The organism is Cytobacillus sp. FSL K6-0265, assembly GCF_038003465.1.
In the GTDB taxonomy this organism is placed as follows: domain Bacteria; phylum Bacillota; class Bacilli; order Bacillales; family Cytobacillaceae; genus Cytobacillus; species Cytobacillus stercorigallinarum.
Genome location: NZ_JBBOPE010000001.1, coordinates 3,794,677 through 3,813,985, shown reverse-complemented (window position 1 = coordinate 3,813,985; position 19,309 = coordinate 3,794,677). Strand labels below are relative to the sequence as shown.

General features: G+C 38.1%; 17 protein-coding genes. 14 read left to right on the top strand and 3 right to left on the bottom strand.

Translation table 11 applies throughout. The annotated features are described in order from the left end of the window. Positions 1-735 precede the first annotated feature (735 nt). Positions 736-1,860, top strand: coding sequence for an AI-2E family transporter (locus tag MHH73_RS19375; protein ID WP_341068793.1), 1,125 nt, complete (start codon positions 736-738; stop codon positions 1,858-1,860). Positions 1,861-2,133: 273 nt separating this feature from the next. Here the strand turns inward: MHH73_RS19375 and MHH73_RS19370 are convergent, their stop codons facing one another. Next, positions 2,134-2,538, bottom strand: a complete 405-nt coding sequence (locus MHH73_RS19370; RefSeq protein WP_191812919.1) for a hypothetical protein — start codon at positions 2,536-2,538, stop codon at positions 2,134-2,136. A gap of 264 nt (positions 2,539-2,802) precedes the next feature. Here MHH73_RS19370 and uvrB point away from each other — a divergent pair, with 264 nt between their 5' ends. The 5 genes from uvrB to MHH73_RS19345 all read left to right on the top strand — a co-directional run bounded on the left by uvrB (position 2,803) and on the right by MHH73_RS19345 (position 10,077). After that, the gene (uvrB, locus tag MHH73_RS19365) at positions 2,803-4,782 is read left to right on the top strand and encodes an excinuclease ABC subunit UvrB (RefSeq protein ID WP_341068792.1); all 1,980 of its coding nucleotides are present in this window, start codon (positions 2,803-2,805) and stop codon (positions 4,780-4,782) included. Positions 4,783-4,791: 9 nt separating this feature from the next. Next, the gene (gene uvrA, locus MHH73_RS19360; RefSeq protein WP_341068790.1) at positions 4,792-7,671 is read left to right on the top strand and encodes an excinuclease ABC subunit UvrA; all 2,880 of its coding nucleotides are present in this window, start codon (positions 4,792-4,794) and stop codon (positions 7,669-7,671) included. Positions 7,672-7,817: 146 nt separating this feature from the next. After that, a complete protein-coding gene (locus MHH73_RS19355; RefSeq protein WP_095371868.1) occupies positions 7,818-8,162 on the top strand; it encodes a hypothetical protein in 345 nt (114 codons plus the stop codon). Between the two features lie 442 nt (positions 8,163-8,604). Then, positions 8,605-9,714, top strand: a complete 1,110-nt coding sequence (locus MHH73_RS19350; RefSeq protein WP_191812913.1) for a DUF4097 family beta strand repeat-containing protein — start codon at positions 8,605-8,607, stop codon at positions 9,712-9,714. A gap of 18 nt (positions 9,715-9,732) precedes the next feature. Beyond that, entirely contained in the window at positions 9,733-10,077 is a 345-nt protein-coding gene (locus MHH73_RS19345) for a phage holin family protein (protein WP_191812911.1), read from the top strand. Positions 10,078-10,096: 19 nt separating this feature from the next. Here the strand turns inward: MHH73_RS19345 and MHH73_RS19340 are convergent, their stop codons facing one another. Beyond that, on the bottom strand, positions 10,097-10,720 hold the full coding sequence (locus tag MHH73_RS19340) for a TetR/AcrR family transcriptional regulator (RefSeq protein WP_341068787.1): 624 nt from the start codon (positions 10,718-10,720) through the stop codon (positions 10,097-10,099). 157 nt (positions 10,721-10,877) lie between these two features. Between MHH73_RS19340 and MHH73_RS19335 the strand changes: the two genes are divergently transcribed. After that, positions 10,878-11,660: an SDR family oxidoreductase gene (locus MHH73_RS19335; RefSeq protein WP_341068785.1), complete on the top strand. Its 783-nt coding sequence runs from the start codon at positions 10,878-10,880 to the stop codon at positions 11,658-11,660. Between the two features lie 186 nt (positions 11,661-11,846). Here the strand turns inward: MHH73_RS19335 and nagA are convergent, their stop codons facing one another. Then, entirely contained in the window at positions 11,847-13,010 is a 1,164-nt protein-coding gene (gene nagA, locus MHH73_RS19330) for an N-acetylglucosamine-6-phosphate deacetylase (protein WP_341068783.1), read from the bottom strand. Positions 13,011-13,249: 239 nt separating this feature from the next. Here nagA and hprK point away from each other — a divergent pair, with 239 nt between their 5' ends. The 7 genes from hprK (at position 13,250) to hisG (ending at position 19,308) form a co-directional block, all read left to right on the top strand. Then, a complete protein-coding gene (hprK, locus tag MHH73_RS19325) occupies positions 13,250-14,185 on the top strand; it encodes an HPr(Ser) kinase/phosphatase (protein WP_191812901.1) in 936 nt (311 codons plus the stop codon). Between the two features lie 34 nt (positions 14,186-14,219). Next, entirely contained in the window at positions 14,220-15,056 is an 837-nt protein-coding gene (lgt, locus tag MHH73_RS19320; RefSeq protein WP_191812899.1) for a prolipoprotein diacylglyceryl transferase, read from the top strand. A gap of 24 nt (positions 15,057-15,080) precedes the next feature. Next, complete coding sequence (locus MHH73_RS19315; RefSeq protein WP_341068782.1) at positions 15,081-16,022, top strand: nucleoside recognition domain-containing protein; 942 nt, start codon at positions 15,081-15,083, stop codon at positions 16,020-16,022. Then, on the top strand, positions 16,015-16,665 hold the full coding sequence (gene ppaX / locus MHH73_RS19310) for a pyrophosphatase PpaX (RefSeq protein WP_445662531.1): 651 nt from the start codon (positions 16,015-16,017) through the stop codon (positions 16,663-16,665). Before MHH73_RS19315 ends, ppaX begins: the two co-directional genes overlap by 8 nt. Continuing rightward, positions 16,662-17,165, top strand: coding sequence for an acyltransferase (locus tag MHH73_RS19305; protein WP_341068781.1), 504 nt, complete (start codon positions 16,662-16,664; stop codon positions 17,163-17,165). The genes ppaX and MHH73_RS19305 overlap by 4 nt, the downstream gene beginning before the upstream one ends. A gap of 320 nt (positions 17,166-17,485) precedes the next feature. Further along, the gene (locus tag MHH73_RS19300; RefSeq protein ID WP_341068779.1) at positions 17,486-18,667 is read left to right on the top strand and encodes an ATP phosphoribosyltransferase regulatory subunit; all 1,182 of its coding nucleotides are present in this window, start codon (positions 17,486-17,488) and stop codon (positions 18,665-18,667) included. Continuing rightward, complete coding sequence (gene hisG, locus MHH73_RS19295; protein ID WP_341068778.1) at positions 18,664-19,308, top strand: ATP phosphoribosyltransferase; 645 nt, start codon at positions 18,664-18,666, stop codon at positions 19,306-19,308. The genes MHH73_RS19300 and hisG overlap by 4 nt, the downstream gene beginning before the upstream one ends. Position 19,309: the final 1 nt, after the last annotated feature.

Genomic DNA, 19,309 nt, shown 5'->3' with positions numbered 1-19,309 from the left:
AATGCCTTTTTTAGATATTGAGAAAAATATCGATCTTAACAGAATACCAAGCGGTTTTGCGTCTAACTCAGGAGTAGAGTGCTGGGGGAAACCTGCAAAATAGACTGAGCAAAAGTGGATTGTGCATCACAGTAAAAAACGACAAAGATAGCGGAGCAAATTAAGTTTGCACGTGCAACACAGCGAAAAAGCAGGAAGATAGCTGAGCAAAAGAGGTTTGCACATACAACACAGCCAAAAAGCTAGAAGATAGCGGAGCAAATTAAGTTTGCGCGTGCATCACAGGAAAAAGTAGCAAAGATAGCGGAACAAAAAAGTTTGCGTGTCCATCGCCAGGTTCTAAATACCCTAATTCTAAAATCACTCCAACTCCCCCGAAAAGAAGCCTTTGGGACGAATCGTTACAACGATTGACTAATTAATCAGAAGAAAATAATCCCAGTAGGACGTGGATAATCCTATCTAATGCTGATGCGGTGGTCTGAATGGATAATGAGATTTCCTTAACACGTGGCAGATTATATAAGTGATTGATGTTGGTTAAAATAACCAAAAGGAAATATTTGTCGAAAAATATTCACGGAAAATATCCTTATGAGGCGACATTTTGTGGGGGATGCATTACAATAATACATACAAATAAAGTTCTAGTGGTTTTCCTTTTTGTGAAAAAGGGAACTACAAATGAAAGTGTAGTCTATAGAGAAAAATTTATTTTTGGGAAAAGGTGAGAATGTGAACAAGAAGAAATTCCAGTACTGGTCTCTTCAAATTCTAATTATTTTGTCCGTCATTTTAGTAGCTTCAAAAATCTCTTTTTTATTTGAACCGATTGGAATCTTTTTTTCCACGTTGTTCTTCCCTATTATTATCTCAGGGTTTTTATTCTTCATTTTAAATCCATTTGTGCATTTAATTCAAAAAGCAAAAATACCTAAGATATTATCGATCATCTTATTATTTGCAATCGTTGCTGGGTTGCTCGTACTTGTCTTTAGTATTTTTGTACCGAAAATTTCAGCCCAATTGGCTGGTTTATTAAATCAACTACCTACTTATGTTAAACAAACAGAGCAGTTCTTTAACAACTTCTCGCAATCTGAGGGTTTTCGCTGGTTAATGAATCAAGATTATGTAACACAAGAAGAAATAATGGGTTATTTAATTGATTACGCCAATCAACTTCCGCAAAGGATAACGAATGGCCTCAGCGATTTAGTCGGATTAGTAGCAAATATTGCCATAACGATTATTACCGTACCATTCCTATTGTTCTTTATGCTAAAAGACGGGGAGAAGTTCCCCCCTGCACTAGGGAAATTCGTTCCAAAAAGCTATCGTGCCGAAGCAATTGATACTTTAAAAGAAACAGGTAAAACACTTTCTTCTTATATCCAAGGTCAGATTACTGTCGCATTATTCGTCGGGACGGCCTCTTTTATCGGTTTCTTAATCATTGACCTACCATACGCAATTGTATTGGCATTAATTATTTCAGTAACGAATATTATTCCATATGTTGGACCATTTATTGGTGGTGCACCGGCGGTTATTGTTGGTCTATTTGAATCACCTACGATGGCGATTTTAGCATTATTAGTCATTGTCGCTGCTCAACAATTAGAAGGTAATTTAATTTCTCCTTTAATTTTAGGAAAAACATTAAATACCCATCCAGCAACAATCATTATTCTCTTATTGGTAGCAGGAAACTTAGCTGGTATATTAGGTATGTTACTTGCTGTACCAACATATGCCGTAGGTAAAACCATTGTATTAAGCGGTGTCCAATTTATAAAAGCAAGGAAAATGGCGAAAGAGATGGAAGCTCAAAAGGGTCCGCATCCAGCAGACATATAAATAAGTAAAGTAAGTAGAACCCCATCAGCGTGTATTGGGGTTCTACTTACTTTTTAGGGCAAAGTGTTTAGTTTTATAAGAAGAAAGGTACATAAATTGATTGTTGAGGACGTTGTTGAATTAGTAGGAGGGTTTAAGAGGACAGACATGATTTGCTCTTATAACTTTTGAATAAGTACAGTTCGTTAAATTATATGTTCATATTTACTAAATACACCTTAATACGGACTTAAAACTAATATGATTGCTCGTTTATGTAGAAGAAAATCGCAGTTAGCTAACCCAAATTACAATACTAATTACACCAATGGGGAATAGAAAATAAATAGGGATAAGCCATTTTCGATATTTATAACTAAATGTATAATCTTCTTTGTTACGGTCAAAGGTGTTTTTAGAAAAGAGTATTCTGTAGGTGAAAAAGGCGTAAATGACAATCAATACTAGTAGAAATGTAGAGAGAAACAGCCACTTCATCTCAGCGAAGCCTAAGTTTGCAAGGCGAAGTATCTCTGCTATAACAAAAAGCCCTGATAGGCATACGGCTCCAACTATTTTAATGACGAAGTCTTTTTCATACGCTTTTTCCTCATCATTACTGTTTATATAATCTTTAATGGTTTTTAGGGCATAAATAAAAACGGTTAGCCATGCAAATATAAAAATAAAGCCAAACAAATAATCACCTCGTCAATTTCACCATATAACAAAAGACGATTTTATATAGGGTAAAGTTTCAAAATAATGAAAGTTCTTTTTACCTTCGTACCCTTTTATTTTCATCCTAGCCATCTTTCAATCTCTTTGTCGAACGATAATCGAATATTTGTTCGCTTTTTTGTGGTTTAGATAAGAGAATTTGTGGTAGAATGAGGATATAGAAAATCGGAATGTAATAATGATTAAACATGCTTTACTTTTTACATAGAGGAGGTTTCTGATGTGGAACAAACATTTGAGTTAGTTTCAAAATATTCCCCACAGGGTGATCAACCTGCAGCGATTAAAGAGCTTGTAAATGGGATTCAAGAAGGGAAAAAGCATCAAACATTACTAGGTGCAACTGGAACTGGGAAAACGTTCACGGTTTCTAATGTAATTAAAGAAGTGAATAAACCCACTTTAGTGATTGCTCATAATAAGACGTTAGCAGGACAATTATATAGTGAATTTAAAGAGTTCTTTCCTAATAATGCGGTGGAGTATTTTGTTAGTTACTATGACTATTATCAACCGGAAGCATATGTTCCATCCACTGATACATTTATTGAGAAAGATGCAAGTATTAATGATGAAATTGATAAGCTCCGCCATTCAGCTACCTCCTCATTATTTGAAAGAAACGATGTAATCATCATCGCTAGTGTTTCTTGTATCTATGGTTTAGGATCCCCGGAGGAATATAGAGAACTTGTTTTAAGCTTGAGAACGGGATTGGAAATTGAGCGCAATCAATTATTAAGGAAACTAGTCGACATACAATACGAGCGCAATGATATGAACTTTATACGTGGGACATTTCGTGTACGTGGTGATGTTGTAGAGATATTCCCTGCTTCGAAAGATGAGCATTGTTTACGTGTGGAGTTTTTTGGAGATGAAATTGATCGGATTCGTGAAGTTGATGCTTTGACCGGTGAAATTTTAGGTGACCGTGATCATGTAGCCATATTCCCGGCATCTCACTTCGTTACGCGAGAAGAAAAAATGCGTGTAGCCGTCGAAAATATTGAAAAAGAATTAGAAGAAAGACTGGCTAACTTACATGAAGAAGGACATTTATTACAAGCGCAACGTTTAGAACAAAGAACACGATATGATCTAGAAATGATGAGAGAGATGGGTTTTTGTTCAGGGATTGAAAACTACTCCCGCCATTTAACTCTTCGTCCGGCTGGTTCGACTCCCTATACTTTACTTGACTACTTTCCAAAGGACTTCTTACTTGTTATTGATGAATCTCATGTGACATTGCCGCAAATAAGAGGGATGTATAATGGTGACCAAGCTCGTAAGAATGTGTTAGTAGAACATGGTTTTCGTCTTCCTTCGGCAATGGATAACCGTCCTCTTACTTTTTCTGAGTTTGAAGATCATATTAACCAGATTGTATATGTATCTGCAACTCCAGGCCCATATGAATTAGAACACACGCCTGAAATGATTGAACAAATCATTAGACCTACAGGACTGTTAGATCCGATTATTGATGTCCGACCGATAGAGGGTCAAATTGATGATTTAATTGGTGAAATTAATGACAGAATTGAGAAAAATGAACGTGTACTCATAACAACTTTAACGAAAAAAATGTCTGAGGATTTAACGGATTATTTAAAGGAAATTGGCATGAAGGTTCAATACCTACATTCCGAAGTAAAAACCCTTGAGCGAATTGAGATTATTAGGGAGCTTCGTATGGGTACCTATGATGTGTTAATAGGTATTAATTTATTGCGAGAAGGGCTTGATATTCCGGAAGTATCACTCGTAGCGATACTTGATGCCGACAAAGAAGGATTTTTACGTTCAGAGCGTTCACTGATTCAAACGATTGGGCGGGCTGCTCGTAATGCGAATGGTCAAGTAATCATGTATGCGGACCGAATGACAGACTCGATGACAAAGGCTATAAGCGAAACGGAACGCCGTCGTAGCATCCAAGAAGACTACAACACAGAACATGGTATCACGCCACAGACAATACAAAAAGAAATTCGTGATGTGATTAGAGCGACACAAGCTGCGGAAACGCCAGAAGAGTATAATAGTGCTGATAAATTAAGTCAATTAAATAAAAAAGAACGTCAAAAATTAATAGCGGATATGGAGAAAGAGATGAAGACTGCAGCGAAGGATTTAAATTTCGAACGTGCGGCAGAGCTTCGTGATCTAATTCTTGAACTGAAGGCGGAAGGATGATGAACGGAAATGGCAATGGAGAAATTGATTGTTAAAGGTGCGAGGGCACATAATTTAAAAAATATCGATGTTTCAATCCCAAGGGATAAACTTGTTGTTCTAACGGGGTTATCAGGATCGGGAAAATCATCCTTAGCTTTTGATACGATTTATGCAGAAGGACAGCGCCGTTATGTTGAATCCCTCTCTGCCTATGCAAGACAGTTCTTAGGACAAATGGATAAGCCCGATGTGGATACGATTGAAGGTTTATCCCCTGCGATTTCTATCGACCAAAAGACAACAAGTAAAAACCCACGATCAACGGTAGGAACTGTGACAGAAATCTATGATTATTTGCGTCTGTTATTTGCGAGAGTAGGACACCCAACCTGCCCTAACCATAATATTGAAATTTCTTCTCAAACCGTTGAACAAATGGTAGATCGTATTATGGAATATCCGGAAAGAACACGCTTGCAAGTACTCGGACCTGTTGTGTCTGGTAGAAAAGGAACACATGTAAAGGTATTGGAAGAGGTAAAGAAACAAGGGTTTGTTCGTGTTCGGGTTGATGGCGAAATGCTCGATTTAGGAGAAGAAATCGAGCTTGAGAAAAATAAAAAACATTCTATTGAAGTCGTCATTGACAGAATTGTCGTGAAGGAGGGCGTGGAAGCCAGATTAGCTGACTCGCTCGAAACAGCACTGAAAATGGGCGAAGGAAAAGTCATAGTTGATGTGATTGGGGAAGAGGAATTATTATTTAGCGAAAACCATGCTTGTCCTATTTGTGGTTTTTCAATTGGAGAACTTGAGCCGAGAATGTTTTCGTTTAATAGTCCTTTCGGTGCCTGTCCCGATTGTGACGGCTTAGGGGTAAAGCTAGAAGTAGATCCAGATTTAGTAATCCCTAATAAAGATCTCACGTTGAAGCAGCATGCGATTGCACCTTGGGAACCGAATAGCTCACAATACTACCCCCAACTTTTGGAAGCAGTATGTACGCACTATGGCATTGATATGGATATCTCCGTATCAGCTATTCCAGATGAACAACTAGATAAGATCCTTTATGGTTCGGGTAGAGAAAAAATTTATTTTAAATATGAAAATGATTATGGTCAAGTGCGTGAATCCCATATTGTCTTTGAAGGTGTTATGAATAATATCAAGAGAAGATATAAGGAGACGAGCTCTGATTATATCCGTGAACAGATGGAGAAGTACATGGGGGAACATAAATGTCCTACTTGTAAAGGCTACCGTCTTAAGAAAGAAAGCTTGGCAGTCTTGATTGATGGTCATCATGTTGGGAAACTTACAGATTTATCTGTTGAGGAAGCTTATGACTTTTTTGGCCAATTGCACTTATCAGAAAAAGAAATGAAAATCGCTACTTTGATCATGAGAGAAATTAAAGAACGTCTTGGATTTCTTATTAATGTTGGCTTGGATTATTTAACGCTCAGTCGGGCTGCTGGTACTCTCTCAGGTGGGGAAGCTCAACGTATTCGTTTAGCCACCCAAATTGGTTCACGGCTGACTGGAGTGTTGTATATTCTTGATGAACCTTCTATTGGATTGCATCAAAGGGATAATGACCGCTTAATCGAAACATTAAAGAACATGCGTGATATCGGTAATACGTTAATTGTGGTCGAGCATGATGAAGATACGATGCTTGCAGCGGATTATTTAATTGATGTGGGTCCAGGTGCAGGGGTGCACGGTGGTGAAATTGTTTCCAAAGGTACACCAGAAGAAGTTATGAAAGATGATTACTCTTTAACCGGTCAATATTTATCAGGGAAAAAATTTATCCCTCTGCCGATAGAAAGAAGAAAAGGTGACGGTCGTTTTATTGAGATCAAAGGAGCTAAAGAGAATAACTTGAAGAATGTGAACGTCAAGTTCCCTCTTGGTACATTCACGGCTGTAACCGGTGTCTCAGGCTCAGGGAAGAGTACGTTAATCAATGAGATTCTCCATAAAAGCTTAGCGCAAAAACTACATCGAGCGAAAAGTAAGCCTGGTGCACATAAGGAAGTGAAAGGAATTGATCAATTAGACAAAGTTATTGATATTGATCAATCACCTATTGGAAGAACGCCACGTTCTAATCCAGCTACCTATACAGGCGTATTCGATGACATTCGTGATGTGTATGCCTCTACAAATGAAGCGAAAGTAAGAGGCTATAAAAAAGGGCGCTTTAGTTTTAACGTCAAAGGTGGCCGATGTGAAGCCTGTCGTGGAGATGGAATCATTAAAATTGAAATGCATTTTCTTCCTGATGTATATGTGCCATGTGAAGTCTGCCATGGAAAACGATATAATCGAGAGACGTTAGAAGTAAAATATAAAGGGAAGAGCATTGCAGAGATCTTAGAAATGACCGTGGAAGATGCACTTACTTTCTTTGAAAATATCCCTAAAATTCGTCGTAAGTTGCAAACAATCTATGATGTCGGATTGAGTTATGTTAAATTGGGCCAACCAGCGACAACCTTATCAGGTGGGGAAGCGCAAAGGGTAAAGCTTGCTTCTGAGCTACATCGTCGTTCTAATGGTAAATCATTTTACATTTTAGACGAACCGACAACGGGCTTGCATGTCGATGATATTGCTCGTTTACTTAATGTGTTACAGCGTCTTGTTGAAAATGGAGATACTGTACTCGTGATTGAACATAATTTAGATGTAATTAAAGCTGCTGACCATTTAATTGATTTAGGTCCTGAAGGTGGACTCAAAGGGGGAACAATCCTAGCTACAGGTACCCCTGAAGTGATTGCAGAAACAGCCGAGTCTTATACAGGGAAATATTTAAAACCGATTCTTGAACGTGATCGCAAAAGAATGAAAGTGCAAATTGAGGATAAAGAAGCAAGTGTAACTAATGCTTAATGTTTTAATAAGAAATACCACGGGTCTATCGGCTCGTGGTATTTCCTATTAAAAAAGATAAAGTTTTGTAACTCTATAGCAAAAGGGATGTAACTATCCTTCGTTATAATCATAGTATTATATGGGGAGAGGGTGACTATACAGTTATGGAAGATTATTTAGCTAAATCATTAGAGGAATGGAAAGAAGATATCTCTGAAGTGCTTAGTCAAATTAATGAGGAATATGATCAAATTAAGCTTGAGCTAAAACTTTACTCCTATAAATATGGAATTACTAAACAAGTCATTCAATCTACTGTCAATGATGAGATTATTGAAAGTATAAGAGAACGTTATCACCGTCCGTTTGAAGAGAAGTATAATGATTTAAAAGAACATGCAAAAGATTTAGAAGAAAAAAGAAAAGTATTTCAAATGTTTGTTAACAAGATTGATGAGGTTAAGCGTAAGGAATCTCCTCGCACAACTGACTTGGCGGCCTATCAATAAATCATTATAGTTACATAGGTTAAAGCAGGTCCTAGGTCATAAATAGACAGGACCTGTTTGGATTTCGCTAATTTGTTAGGAACGATGATCATACGGAGTTATTAACTTAACGACTTCAACTCTTCATTTTACCGATACCTCAGGAAACGAACCTTCATATCTAGACCTCATGACATAAATCCCAGTCAGACTTGAGACTGGTTTTTTTATTTAAGTGAAACTTTTGCCCCTTACTATCGTACAATTGAGTATAGAAAAATCGAAGTATAAGCGTAATTTTCGCTGATTGGGGGTAAAAATGAAATATAACCAACTTTCATTTTTCAATACTAATCATGCTGGAGATTGTCCTAAGCATACTTATTAGATATTAATACTTATTTAGCCTAAGATAAAAAGGATAATAGGGCATAGACAAAATGAACCTTATGGAGGGAATAGAATGAAGGAAGAAAGAAAACGCATTTTAAAAATGGTGGAGGATGGAAAATTATCGGTTGAAGAAGCTTTAACTTTATTAGAGAAACTAGAAAAAGCCGAAGATACGGCCGAGCAAAAGCAAGAAGAAATTATTAAAGAATTATCTACAGCGGTCAAATTTGAAGAAGAGAAAAAAGAAGAACCCTTTAATTATAAATTTAATTCAGCAAAAGATAAGATCATTGATTTTGTCGACTCTGCATTTAAAAAGATTAAAGATGTCGATTTAGACTTCAACTTCGGACAGTCACATAGTTTATCACATATTTTCCATCAATCTGACGGTGCCTTTAATGAAATTGAAGTAGATATTGCTAACGGAGCCATCAAAGTTGTACCGTGGTCACAGACTGATGTAAGGGCAGAGTGTGAAGTAAAAGTGTATCGTGCAGAATCTCAAGATGAGGCTCGAAAAAAGTTCTTGGAGGATACTGTATTTACCATTTCAGATGATAAGCTGAAGTTCTCTACGCAACAAAAGTGGATAAAGTTAGATGCGGTACTATATGTACCTGAGAAGGAGTATAATAAATTAAAACTTCGTACCTTCAATGGACCGATTGAAAGTGAAAAGCTACATGCGAAAAACTTTAAGGCGAAAACGGCAAACGGTAAAATTACAGCAAAACAATTACATGGTAAGCATGCAGAGTTAGAAACCGTTCATGGGAAAATTCATGTTGAAAATGGCACGGTGGATATAATTGAAGCAGAGACGATAAACGGTGCTGTTCATGTAGATGGAGATTATGAGAGAGTGAATGCACACTCATTTAATGGGAATGTGGCTTGCGCTGTTGAGGGTTCACGTTGCGAATCGATTGAAGCAAAAGCAACAACAGGAAATGTAGAAGTAACGCTTCCACCATTAGAAGTAAGTGGAGAACTAAAAACGAATTTAGGAAGTTTTGATATTCATATTGAGGGAATTGAGATATTAGAGGAAAAAAGTGATGTGATTCAGAAGGTTCTTCGTTTCCGCTCAATCAAAGAGCCTCAAGGCGGTCTAAGATTAAATGCGGATACAAAAACAGGGTCTGTCACAGTAAAAAAATCTAGCTCAGTTTTGTAATGGAAAGGTGTCTTATGTATGAAATGGTTAATTGGTATTGTCATTAATGCTGTATTATTTATTGCTTTATCAGGCTTTATAGGAGATTCTTTTTATTTATCAGGTTTTGGCTCTGCATTATTAGCTAGTTTTATTCTATCCATTCTCAATATAATTGTTAGACCGATATTTATTTTACTGACATTGCCAATTACGGTCATTTCGTTAGGGTTATTCTTATTTGTTATCAATGCAGTAACCTTGATGATTACGAGTGGATTAATGGGAGATACATTTGAGATTGCCGGCTTTGGCACAGCTATTCTGGTGGCAATTATTATGTCTGTAGCAAATTTGATTATACAAAAGGTTCTCTGGGATTAAGCAAAAACACACCACCTTTTTAAATGGGAGGTGTGTTTTTACTTTTAGTTGCAATTGAAAACTCTTTAGCAAATGAATGTAATATTTGAATCAAGCGTAGACTCATGTCATCAGGGCTGACATCATAACCATTTTCAATCCAATTGACAATTAGTCCAGCCGTACCGTGAGCCATATAGAGTTTATGGACTGAGTAGTTAATATCTAGTTGATTAATTGCTGATAAGATAAAGCTCTCTTCCAATACTTCATAAATTGCTTTCGGTAGATCTCGGTGCAATCCAGGGATGGTATCGTTTTTTAATAAGAGATTGAAATAAGCTTGCTCTGAGTATATGAAGTGTGTTAGTTCAAATGATTTTGGGTCCATCTCGGTAATACTGATGGCTTTGCCTTTTTCATATTTATTCATGCTTTTTTCTTTTACTTGTTCGAACATTTCCCTTTGTAATTCTTGCGCTAGGCATTGCTTATCTTGAAAATGAAGATAAAACGTCGTGCGATTATAATCGGCGCGTTTAATAATGTCCGTCACTGTTACATGGCTATAACCTTTTTCATGGATAAGGTCAATGAAAGCTTTTTTGAAAGATAGTTTAGTGCGCTCACTTTGCTTAGAAATAATATTTTTATACTCAACCAATGTATTTTTCCTCCTAAAATAAACACATTATAGTAATGTGTAGATTCTATCGACAGATTCAAAAGAATTACTGATTGTTGCTAAATATGAATCCGTTTACACTAAAAGAGAAGTTGTGAAAATAGTACCACAACGCATGTGAAAGGGGTAGTTTTATATGAATCGTTTTGAAGATAAAGTCGTTATTATTACAGGTGGGGGATCTGGACTTGGTAGAGCGGCAGCAAAACAAGTAGCGGTAGAAGGCGGTAAACTTGTTTTAGTGGATCTAAATGCAAAAGGCTTAGAGGAAAGTAAACAAGAATTACTTGAAGTTGCACCTCAAGCAGAAATAGAAACAATCGAAGCGAACGTAGCGAATGAAGAAGATGTAAAAAAATACGTGGCGTTTACTGTTGAGAAATTCGGTAAAATCGATGGCTTCTTTAATAATGCAGGTATCGAAGGGAAACAAAACTTAACAGAAGACTTCGGTATCGAAGAATTCCAACGTGTAGTTGATATTAACTTAAACGGTGTATTCTATGGTATGAAGCATGTGTTAAAAGTAATGAAAGAACAAGGTCAAGGTTCAATTGTTAATACCGCATCTGTTGGGGGAATCCGTGGAGTTGGTAATCAATCAGGATATGCTGCAAGTAAACATGGTGTAGTAGGCTTAACAAGAAACTCTGGAATCGAATATGGCCAATTTGGTGTTAGTATTAAAGCGATCGCTCCTGGTGCGATTTTGACGCCAATGGTTGAAGGATCATTAAAACAAATGGGCGGAGATAATTGGGAAGAAGCTGGAAAAGAATTTGTTAGCGTCAATCCAATGAAACGCTTTGGTAAACCAGAGGAAGTCGGATACCTTGTCGCATTCTTATTATCAAACCAAGCAGACTTCATTAATGCAACGGTTGTACCAATCGATGGTGGACAATCTTACAAATATTAATATTAATGGTGATTGGAGCAGGGAGATGAGACATCTTCCTGCTTTTTTGAGTTTTTAATGTCATCACACGATTGTGTTTCACTATCAGATTAGTGTAGCCGTTCAAATATCTCGTTAATTACAAAAGAGGTGCACAGCCTAGCTATTAAAGCGATAATATGGTTTGCGGAAACAGAATAGACTCTCTTAACTAAACATCCTTTCACCTTTACAAAAGGTGTCTATTACATTTAATTCCTTGTCTAAAATCACTAAATCAGCTTCTTTGCCACGATCGATACTACCAATACAATGAAAGTGTCCGATTTTTTTTGCTGGGTTGACGGTAGCCATGTGGATGGCTTCGTGCAAGGCGATACCAGTGAAATGTCTGATATTTTTAATCGCGTCATTCATCTTTAGTATACTTCCGGCAAGCGTTCCATCTACTAATGTTGCCACACCTGATTGCAAATGAACCGTTTGCCCACCTAACTCATAATCCCCATCTTCCATATGCTTTGCCCTCATACTGTCAGTGATTAATATCAGGTTTTGATAGCCTTTAACCTTTAACAGCAGTTGAATCATTTCTGGGCTAATATGTCGACCATCAGCAATGATTTCGGCAGTAAAGGAATCAAGTAAAAGTGCGGCACCTGCTGTCCCAATTTCACGGTGATGTATGCCTAGCATACCATTGAATAGGTGAGTCATATGAGAGACGCCGTAAGAATGAACGGTTTCGACTTGTTCATAAGTAGCTTCTGAATGCCCAATTGATGGAATGGCTCCATCAGCAATTATTTGATGTAATAACTTTTGGTTAGAATCCATCTCGGGTGCATACGTAACAAGCTTGATTCGATTTTGGGAGAGAGATTGCCAGTAGGAAAATAATTCGGGATTGGGCTCTTGTATATCCCCTTTTGGCTGTGCACCTGCCTGATGACGATTGATAAAAGGTCCTTCTAGATGAATGCCAAGTATTTTTGCCCCTTTATAGGAATGGAAATGGGCGATATTTTCAATGGCCTGACTTATTTTTTTTGTTGGGGAAGTAATGGTAGTTGCTAAAAAACTTGTTGTTCCTTCTTTAGGTAATATTTGTGACAGGGTCTTTAAGGCAGTTGCTGTACCATCCATCACATCCGCACCAGCCACACCGTGTATATGGAGATCAATAAAACCAGGACTAATATATCTCCTGTTTTTTAAATCATAGATTTTATCGTAGCCAGTAGTCGGTGGACATGAAGCCATTTCACCGAAATCTTCAATCAGGTGTCCAGTCGTTGTCAGATAACAGTTTGATAATACGCAATGTGGAAAAATAATATCAGCATTTATAAAAAGGGTCTTCTTATCCATTCGCTTCATCCCTTCTTTTGTTCATTGTATTGATTAGTCATTCTCTCCATTTATTTCGTTTCAGTGTATAATAAACAACGAGAGTCGACAATGGTATGGAACTGTTTATTTTCGTATACAAGGGCAGTTTCAATATAAAGGCGTTTGGTTCTCGTGTAAAAAGTGCTAAAATAAAGAGCGTATCAGATGAGAATGGATGAAAGAAGAATAGATAACTACAGGATAAGGAGGGGACAAGAGTGGCAAAGGTTCGCACAAAGGATGTTATCGAAAAATTCGGGTTAGAATTACTAAGCGGTGAAGAAGGTATTAACCGTCCGATTGTTACGAGTGATATTTCTCGACCAGGTCTAGAATTGGCTGGCTATTTTGATTATTTTCCGGCAGAACGTATACAATTATTAGGAAAGACAGAACTATCATTTGCTGAAAAACTAAATGATGAAGAGAGAGAAGCAAGACTGGAGATGTTATGTTCAGACATCACTCCAGCAATCATTATTACGAGAGAGCTAGAAGTACCAGAAGAATTACTTGAAGCGGCTGAAAGAGAAGCTGTGCCGATTTTAAGAACTAAGCAAAAAACAACGCGTTTTTCTAGTCTTTTGACGAATTTCCTAGAAAGTAAGTTAGCCCCTACGACGGCCATTCATGGGGTGTTAGTCGATATATATGGTGTGGGAGTCCTGATTACTGGAAAGAGTGGTGTCGGTAAGAGTGAAACGGCATTAGAACTTGTCAAAAGAGGACATCGCTTAGTGGCGGATGATTGTGTAGAAATTAGACAAGAGGATGAAGACACATTAGTCGGTAGTGCGCCAGAACTCATTGAGCATTTATTAGAAATTCGCGGACTCGGTATTATTAATGTCATGACCTTGTTTGGGGCAGGTGCCATTCGCCGATTTAAAAAGATTTCCCTCGTAATGGACTTAGAAATATGGGATGCGCAAAAGCAGTATGATCGTTTAGGGTTAGAAGAAGAAAAGATGAAGATTATTGATACGGAGTTAAATAAAATGACCATTCCTGTTCGTCCAGGTCGAAACTTAGCGGTCATTATTGAGGTAGCAGCAATGAACTTTAGATTAAAACGTATGGGTGTAAATGCAGCAGAGCAATTTACCAATCGTTTAACGGATGTAATTGAAGATGGCGATCATGAAGATCGTTAAGTTTTATTAATACATAATTAAAGGAGATATGACTATGTTGTTAACAGTGGCGCCAATTGACCCGGTTGCCTTTAGTTTAGGGCCATTGTCTGTAAGATGGTATGGCCTGATCATCGGTATCGGCATTGCACTCGGTCTTATTTTGGCGATGAGAGAGTCAGACAAAAGAGGACTCGGTAAGGATTTATTTGCTGATTTATTGTTGTGGGCTATTCCTATTTCAATTATTTGTGCAAGGATTTATTATGTGATTTTTGAGTGGGATTACTATTCTCAGTATCCAGGCGAAATCATTAAAATTTGGAACGGGGGCATCGCCATTCACGGTGCATTAATCGGAGCAGTGATCACTGCGATTATTTTTGCGAAGAAGCGTGGTGTATCCTTTTGGCAATTAGCGGATATTGCTGCACCAAGTATCATCCTAGGCCAAGCAATTGGACGTTGGGGGAACTTCGTCAATCAAGAGGCACACGGTAGTGAAGTAAGTCGACAATTCTTAGAAAACATGCATCTACCAGAATTTATTATTAATGGGATGTACATTAACGGGGCTTATTATCATCCGACATTTTTATATGAATCACTTTGGAATTTCGCTGGATTTGCACTTCTACTCCTACTAAGACGTGCAAATTTAAAAAGAGGGGAACTATTCCTTAGCTACGTTATTTGGTACTCTATCGGTAGATACTTTATCGAGGGGATGAGAACTGATAGTTTAATGGTGACTGAAATGTTAAGAGCAGCGCAAATGCTTTCGATTATATTAATTGTTGGAGCTATCGCCATTATTATATATAGAAGAGTAAGTGGGACGGCAAAAGAGAGGTATTTAGATCCACCACAGAAAAAAGCGAAAGCAAAGTAAGGGTCAACAGAGGGGGAGTAGCAGGTGATACATTCTGTTAAGGCAGGATTAAAGGTTGGTTTTAAAACGACTTGGACATTGGGGAAAATTATCTTTCCTGTTACGTTAATTGTTGCATTATTGCAGCATACGCCAGTTTTACCGTGGGTGATTGAATTAATTGCACCAATTATGGGGATATTTGGTCTATCGGGGGATGCGGCCATTCCTTTAGTTTTAGGAAACTTCTTAAATGTTTATGCTGGTATTGGTGCGATTCTCACGTTGGATTTAACGGTAAAAGAAGTATTTATACTAGCGGTCATGCTCTCGTTTTCTCATAACTTACTGATTGAAACAAGTGTAGCCATGAAAGTAGGCGTTAAACTATGGATTGTGCTCGCTGTTCGACTCGGTTTAGCTTTTCTATCGGGAATTATTATTAATCTCGTCTGGCATGGTGGTTCTGAGATGGCGGAGTATGGGCTTGTTGGAGCAAGTGAAGAAACGGTTGAAGGGGTATGGCCGATTATTTGGAATGCAGTAGAAAAAGCAGGTCTGGGTATTTTCCAATTAGCGATCATTGTTATTCCATTAATGGTTATCGTACAGATTATGAAGGACCGTAAATGGCTTGCCGTATTCTCCAAATGGATGGCACCATTAACAAGAAAGCTAGGGATGAAAGAAAATACATCGACTACTTTAGCATCAGGATTATTATTCGGCTTAGCATTCGGAGCCGGTGTGATGATTCAAGCAGTAGAAGAGGATGGCGTTAGTCATAAAGATGTAACTTTAGCGTTTATTTTCTTAGTAGCTTGTCATGCTGTTGTTGAAGATACTCTGATCTTTGTACCTCTAGGAATACCTGTGTTACCACTTCTTCTTATTCGTATCGTCGTCGCTGTGATTTTAACAATGATTGTCGGGATGATTTGGAAGAAGCTTGAAGCAACACCGAGAAAGGAAGCGTATTATGGCTAAGATTGATACAATATTATTCGATTTAGATGGAACGTTGATAGATACGAATGAACTCATTATCTCTTCATTTTTGCATACATTAAATCATTATTATCCAGAAAGATATCAGCGTCAGGATGTTTTGCCTTTTATGGGTCCAACGTTAGTCGAGACATTTACATCAATTGATAAGGACCGTGCAGATGAGATGGTTCATATGTATCGTGCATTCAATAAAGAAAACCATGATGTATTAGTGAAAGAGTTCTCAGGAGTATATGAGACGGTCCGCACACTAAAGGAATCTGGTTATAAATTGGGCATCGTTACAACAAAGATGCTAGACGTTGTTGAAAAGGGTTTACGCTTAACAAAGCTAGATGAATTTTTTGAAGTGATTGTTGCCCTTGATCATGTAGAAAAACCGAAACCCGATGCTGAGCCCGTTTTAAAAGCATTATCACTATTGGGTTCAGAACCACATGCAGCCATTATGATTGGTGATAATCATCATGATATTATAGGTGGCAGAAATGCAGGTACGGTGACAGCTGGAGTCGCTTGGTCAAGTAAAGGAAGAGATCATCTTCTTCAATTCGATCCTGACTATATGCTAGAGACTATGCCGGATTTATTAACGATCTTAGAGGAAGTAAATAGATGAGAAGAACCGAACGCTATCCAGTTGAAGGAGCGAACTCCCTATGGCATGTGTATAAAACGGTTCCTTTTTTGAAAGTAGTAAAGAACTTTATTGTGATTCAGCTGGCGCGTTATACTCCGTTCTTAGGAGTAAAAAGCTGGCTTTATCGCACTTTTTTACGAATGAAAATCGGTGAGCAAACATCATTTGCGCTTATGGTGATGCTTGATGTTATGTTCCCCGAGAAAATCAGTGTTGGGCGCAATAGTGTGATTGGATACAATACCACTATTTTGGCCCATGAATATTTAATTAAAGAATACCGCCTCGGTCCTGTAAAAATCGGGAGCGAAGTCATGATTGGTGCCAACTGCACGATACTTCCAGGCGTAGTGATTGGAGATGGTGCGATTGTTTCCGCAGGTACACTTGTCCATAAAGACGTACCCCCTGGTGCTTTCGTAGGTGGTAACCCAATGAAAATCATATTTACAAAAGAAGAAATGGAGCAACGGTCATAAGCATCTGCTAATTTCGCTTTCGAAAAGAGAGTGAGATGGCAGGTGTTTTTTTGTGATGAAGAGAAAAAAGACGGATAGTGGGTACGTGTTTAAACAAAGTTTACGAAAAGGAATTCGTTGCCCTTAAGCACCCACTGAAACAGGAGAACTCGCTACATCCACCGTTAGATTTTAGAAAACGTTCCTTTCTTGTGGATTTCTCTCATTTTTCTCAAAATTAAGTGTTTAGGGTTGACGTTTAAAGTTGAGAAGCGTACACTACTAAGTAACTTCAATTTATTAGCATGGTAGCGAACTAAAGTAAAAATGAGGTGAACGAGTTGAGTCGGTTATTTATGTTTGAAAAGCCTTTAGGTATGAGGGATACCTTGCCTAATCTATATATGATGAAGGAAGAAGTACGGGTGACAATGGCCAATGAAATGAAATGCTGGGGCTATCAATTTATTGAAACGCCTACGTTGGAATATTATGAGACAGTTGGTGCGGCTTCAGCTATTCTCGATCAACAATTGTTCAAACTGCTGGATCATGAGGGACATACACTTGTATTAAGGCCAGATATGACAGCACCGATTGCCCGTGTGGCTGCGTCTAAGTTACTAAAGGAAAAGTTGCCACAGCGTTTAGCTTATTCTGCTAATGTGTTTCGAACGCAGCAGCGCGAAGGTGGACGTCCGGCAGAATTTGAGCAAATCGGTGTCGAATGTATTGGTGATCCAACAGTAAGTGCGGATGGAGAGTGCTTAGGATTAATATCCTCGGCTTTAATGAAAACAGGACTGGAGCAATTCCAGATTTCTGTTGGTCATATTGCCTTTGTAAGAAGCTTTTTCCAAGAGATACTCGGTACAGATGAAAGAGTGGAGCAATTGATGCGATTCCTATACGAGAAAAATTATGTTGGTTATCGCGTACATGTGGATCAGCTATCATTGTCATCCATTGATAAACAAAGGCTGAAAAAGTTTCTAAAATTAAGGGGCGGACCGGAAGTCATTAAGGAAGCGGAAGCCCTATTAGAGTGCAATGCCGGTGTGGAAGCATTAAATGAATTGAAAACCTTATGGGGGGTTATCACTGACTATCAACAAGATGCCCTCATAAAATTGGATCTAACATTAGTTAGTCATATGAGTTATTACACAGGCATTGTTTATGAAGTGTATGCAGATAATGTTGGTTTTCCAATTGGCAGTGGTGGGCGGTATGATTTATTACTAGAAAAGTTCGGGAAAGCCAAAAGTGCAACGGGCTTTGCCATTCGATTAGATCATCTGCTTGAATCTTTAGATAAACCATTTGAACAACCACCTCTTTCCTGCATTGTGTTTAGTTTAGAAAGAAGAAAAGAAGCCTTTATGTTAGCTGAACAGCAACGTCTTGAAGGGAAGAAGGTCGTTTTGCAAGATATTAATGGGGTAGAAGATATCGATGCTTGTTCGGCACTTTATGAAGATATTACTTATTTAGTTGGTAAACAGAAGGAGGGATCGCGATGAAAGATTGGTTAACAGTTGCGATGCCAAAAGGAAGAATTTTTACTGAGGCAGTGGAGATGCTGAGAATGGCGGGCTTCGAGTTGCCTCCTGAGTTCGATGATTCGCGGAAATTAATTATCGATGTACCTGAAGAATGTTTCCGCTTTATTTTAGCTAAACCGATGGATGTGCCGACATATGTGGAATATGGTGTTGCCGATCTTGGAATAGCCGGGAAAGATGTCATGCTTGAAGAAGAGCGTGATGTATATGAATTACTTGATCTGCAGATTAGTGCTTGCTATTTAGCAGTTGCTGGCTTGCCTCATACGCAAATGAATGATGTCGCACCGAAAATCGCTACAAAATATCCGAATGTAGCAGCAGCTTATTTCCGCGAACAAGGCGAGCAAGTAGAGATTATTAAATTGAACGGTTCGATTGAATTGGCACCGCTGATTGGTTTAGCTGATCGTATTGTTGACATTGTTTCTACAGGAAGAACATTAAAAGAAAATGGATTAAGAGAATATGAAGACATTGTCAATATTACCTCAAGGCTCATCGTCAATCCTGTTAGTTACCGTATGAAAGACGCACGTATAAGTGATGTAGTTGAGAGACTGACAGAAGTAATCGAGCAGGAAAAGGTGGTTAAGTAAA

Excerpts from the sequence above, each read along its gene's own strand:
- MHH73_RS19335 (WP_341068785.1), top strand. The coding sequence starts at position 10,878 with ATGAATCGTTTTGAAGATAAAGTCGTTATTATTACAGGTGGGGGATCT.
- MHH73_RS19305 (WP_341068781.1), top strand. The coding sequence starts at position 16,662 with ATGAGAAGAACCGAACGCTATCCAGTTGAAGGAGCGAACTCCCTATGG.
- lgt (WP_191812899.1), top strand. The coding sequence starts at position 14,220 with ATGTTGTTAACAGTGGCGCCAATTGACCCGGTTGCCTTTAGTTTAGGG.
- hisG (WP_341068778.1), top strand. The coding sequence starts at position 18,664 with ATGAAAGATTGGTTAACAGTTGCGATGCCAAAAGGAAGAATTTTTACT.
- MHH73_RS19345 (WP_191812911.1), top strand. The coding sequence starts at position 9,733 with ATGAAATGGTTAATTGGTATTGTCATTAATGCTGTATTATTTATTGCT.
- uvrA (WP_341068790.1), top strand. The coding sequence starts at position 4,792 with ATGGCAATGGAGAAATTGATTGTTAAAGGTGCGAGGGCACATAATTTA.
- MHH73_RS19350 (WP_191812913.1), top strand. The coding sequence starts at position 8,605 with ATGAAGGAAGAAAGAAAACGCATTTTAAAAATGGTGGAGGATGGAAAA.
- ppaX (WP_445662531.1), top strand. The coding sequence starts at position 16,015 with ATGGCTAAGATTGATACAATATTATTCGATTTAGATGGAACGTTGATA.
- nagA (WP_341068783.1), bottom strand. The coding sequence starts at position 13,010 with ATGGATAAGAAGACCCTTTTTATAAATGCTGATATTATTTTTCCACAT.
- MHH73_RS19355 (WP_095371868.1), top strand. The coding sequence starts at position 7,818 with ATGGAAGATTATTTAGCTAAATCATTAGAGGAATGGAAAGAAGATATC.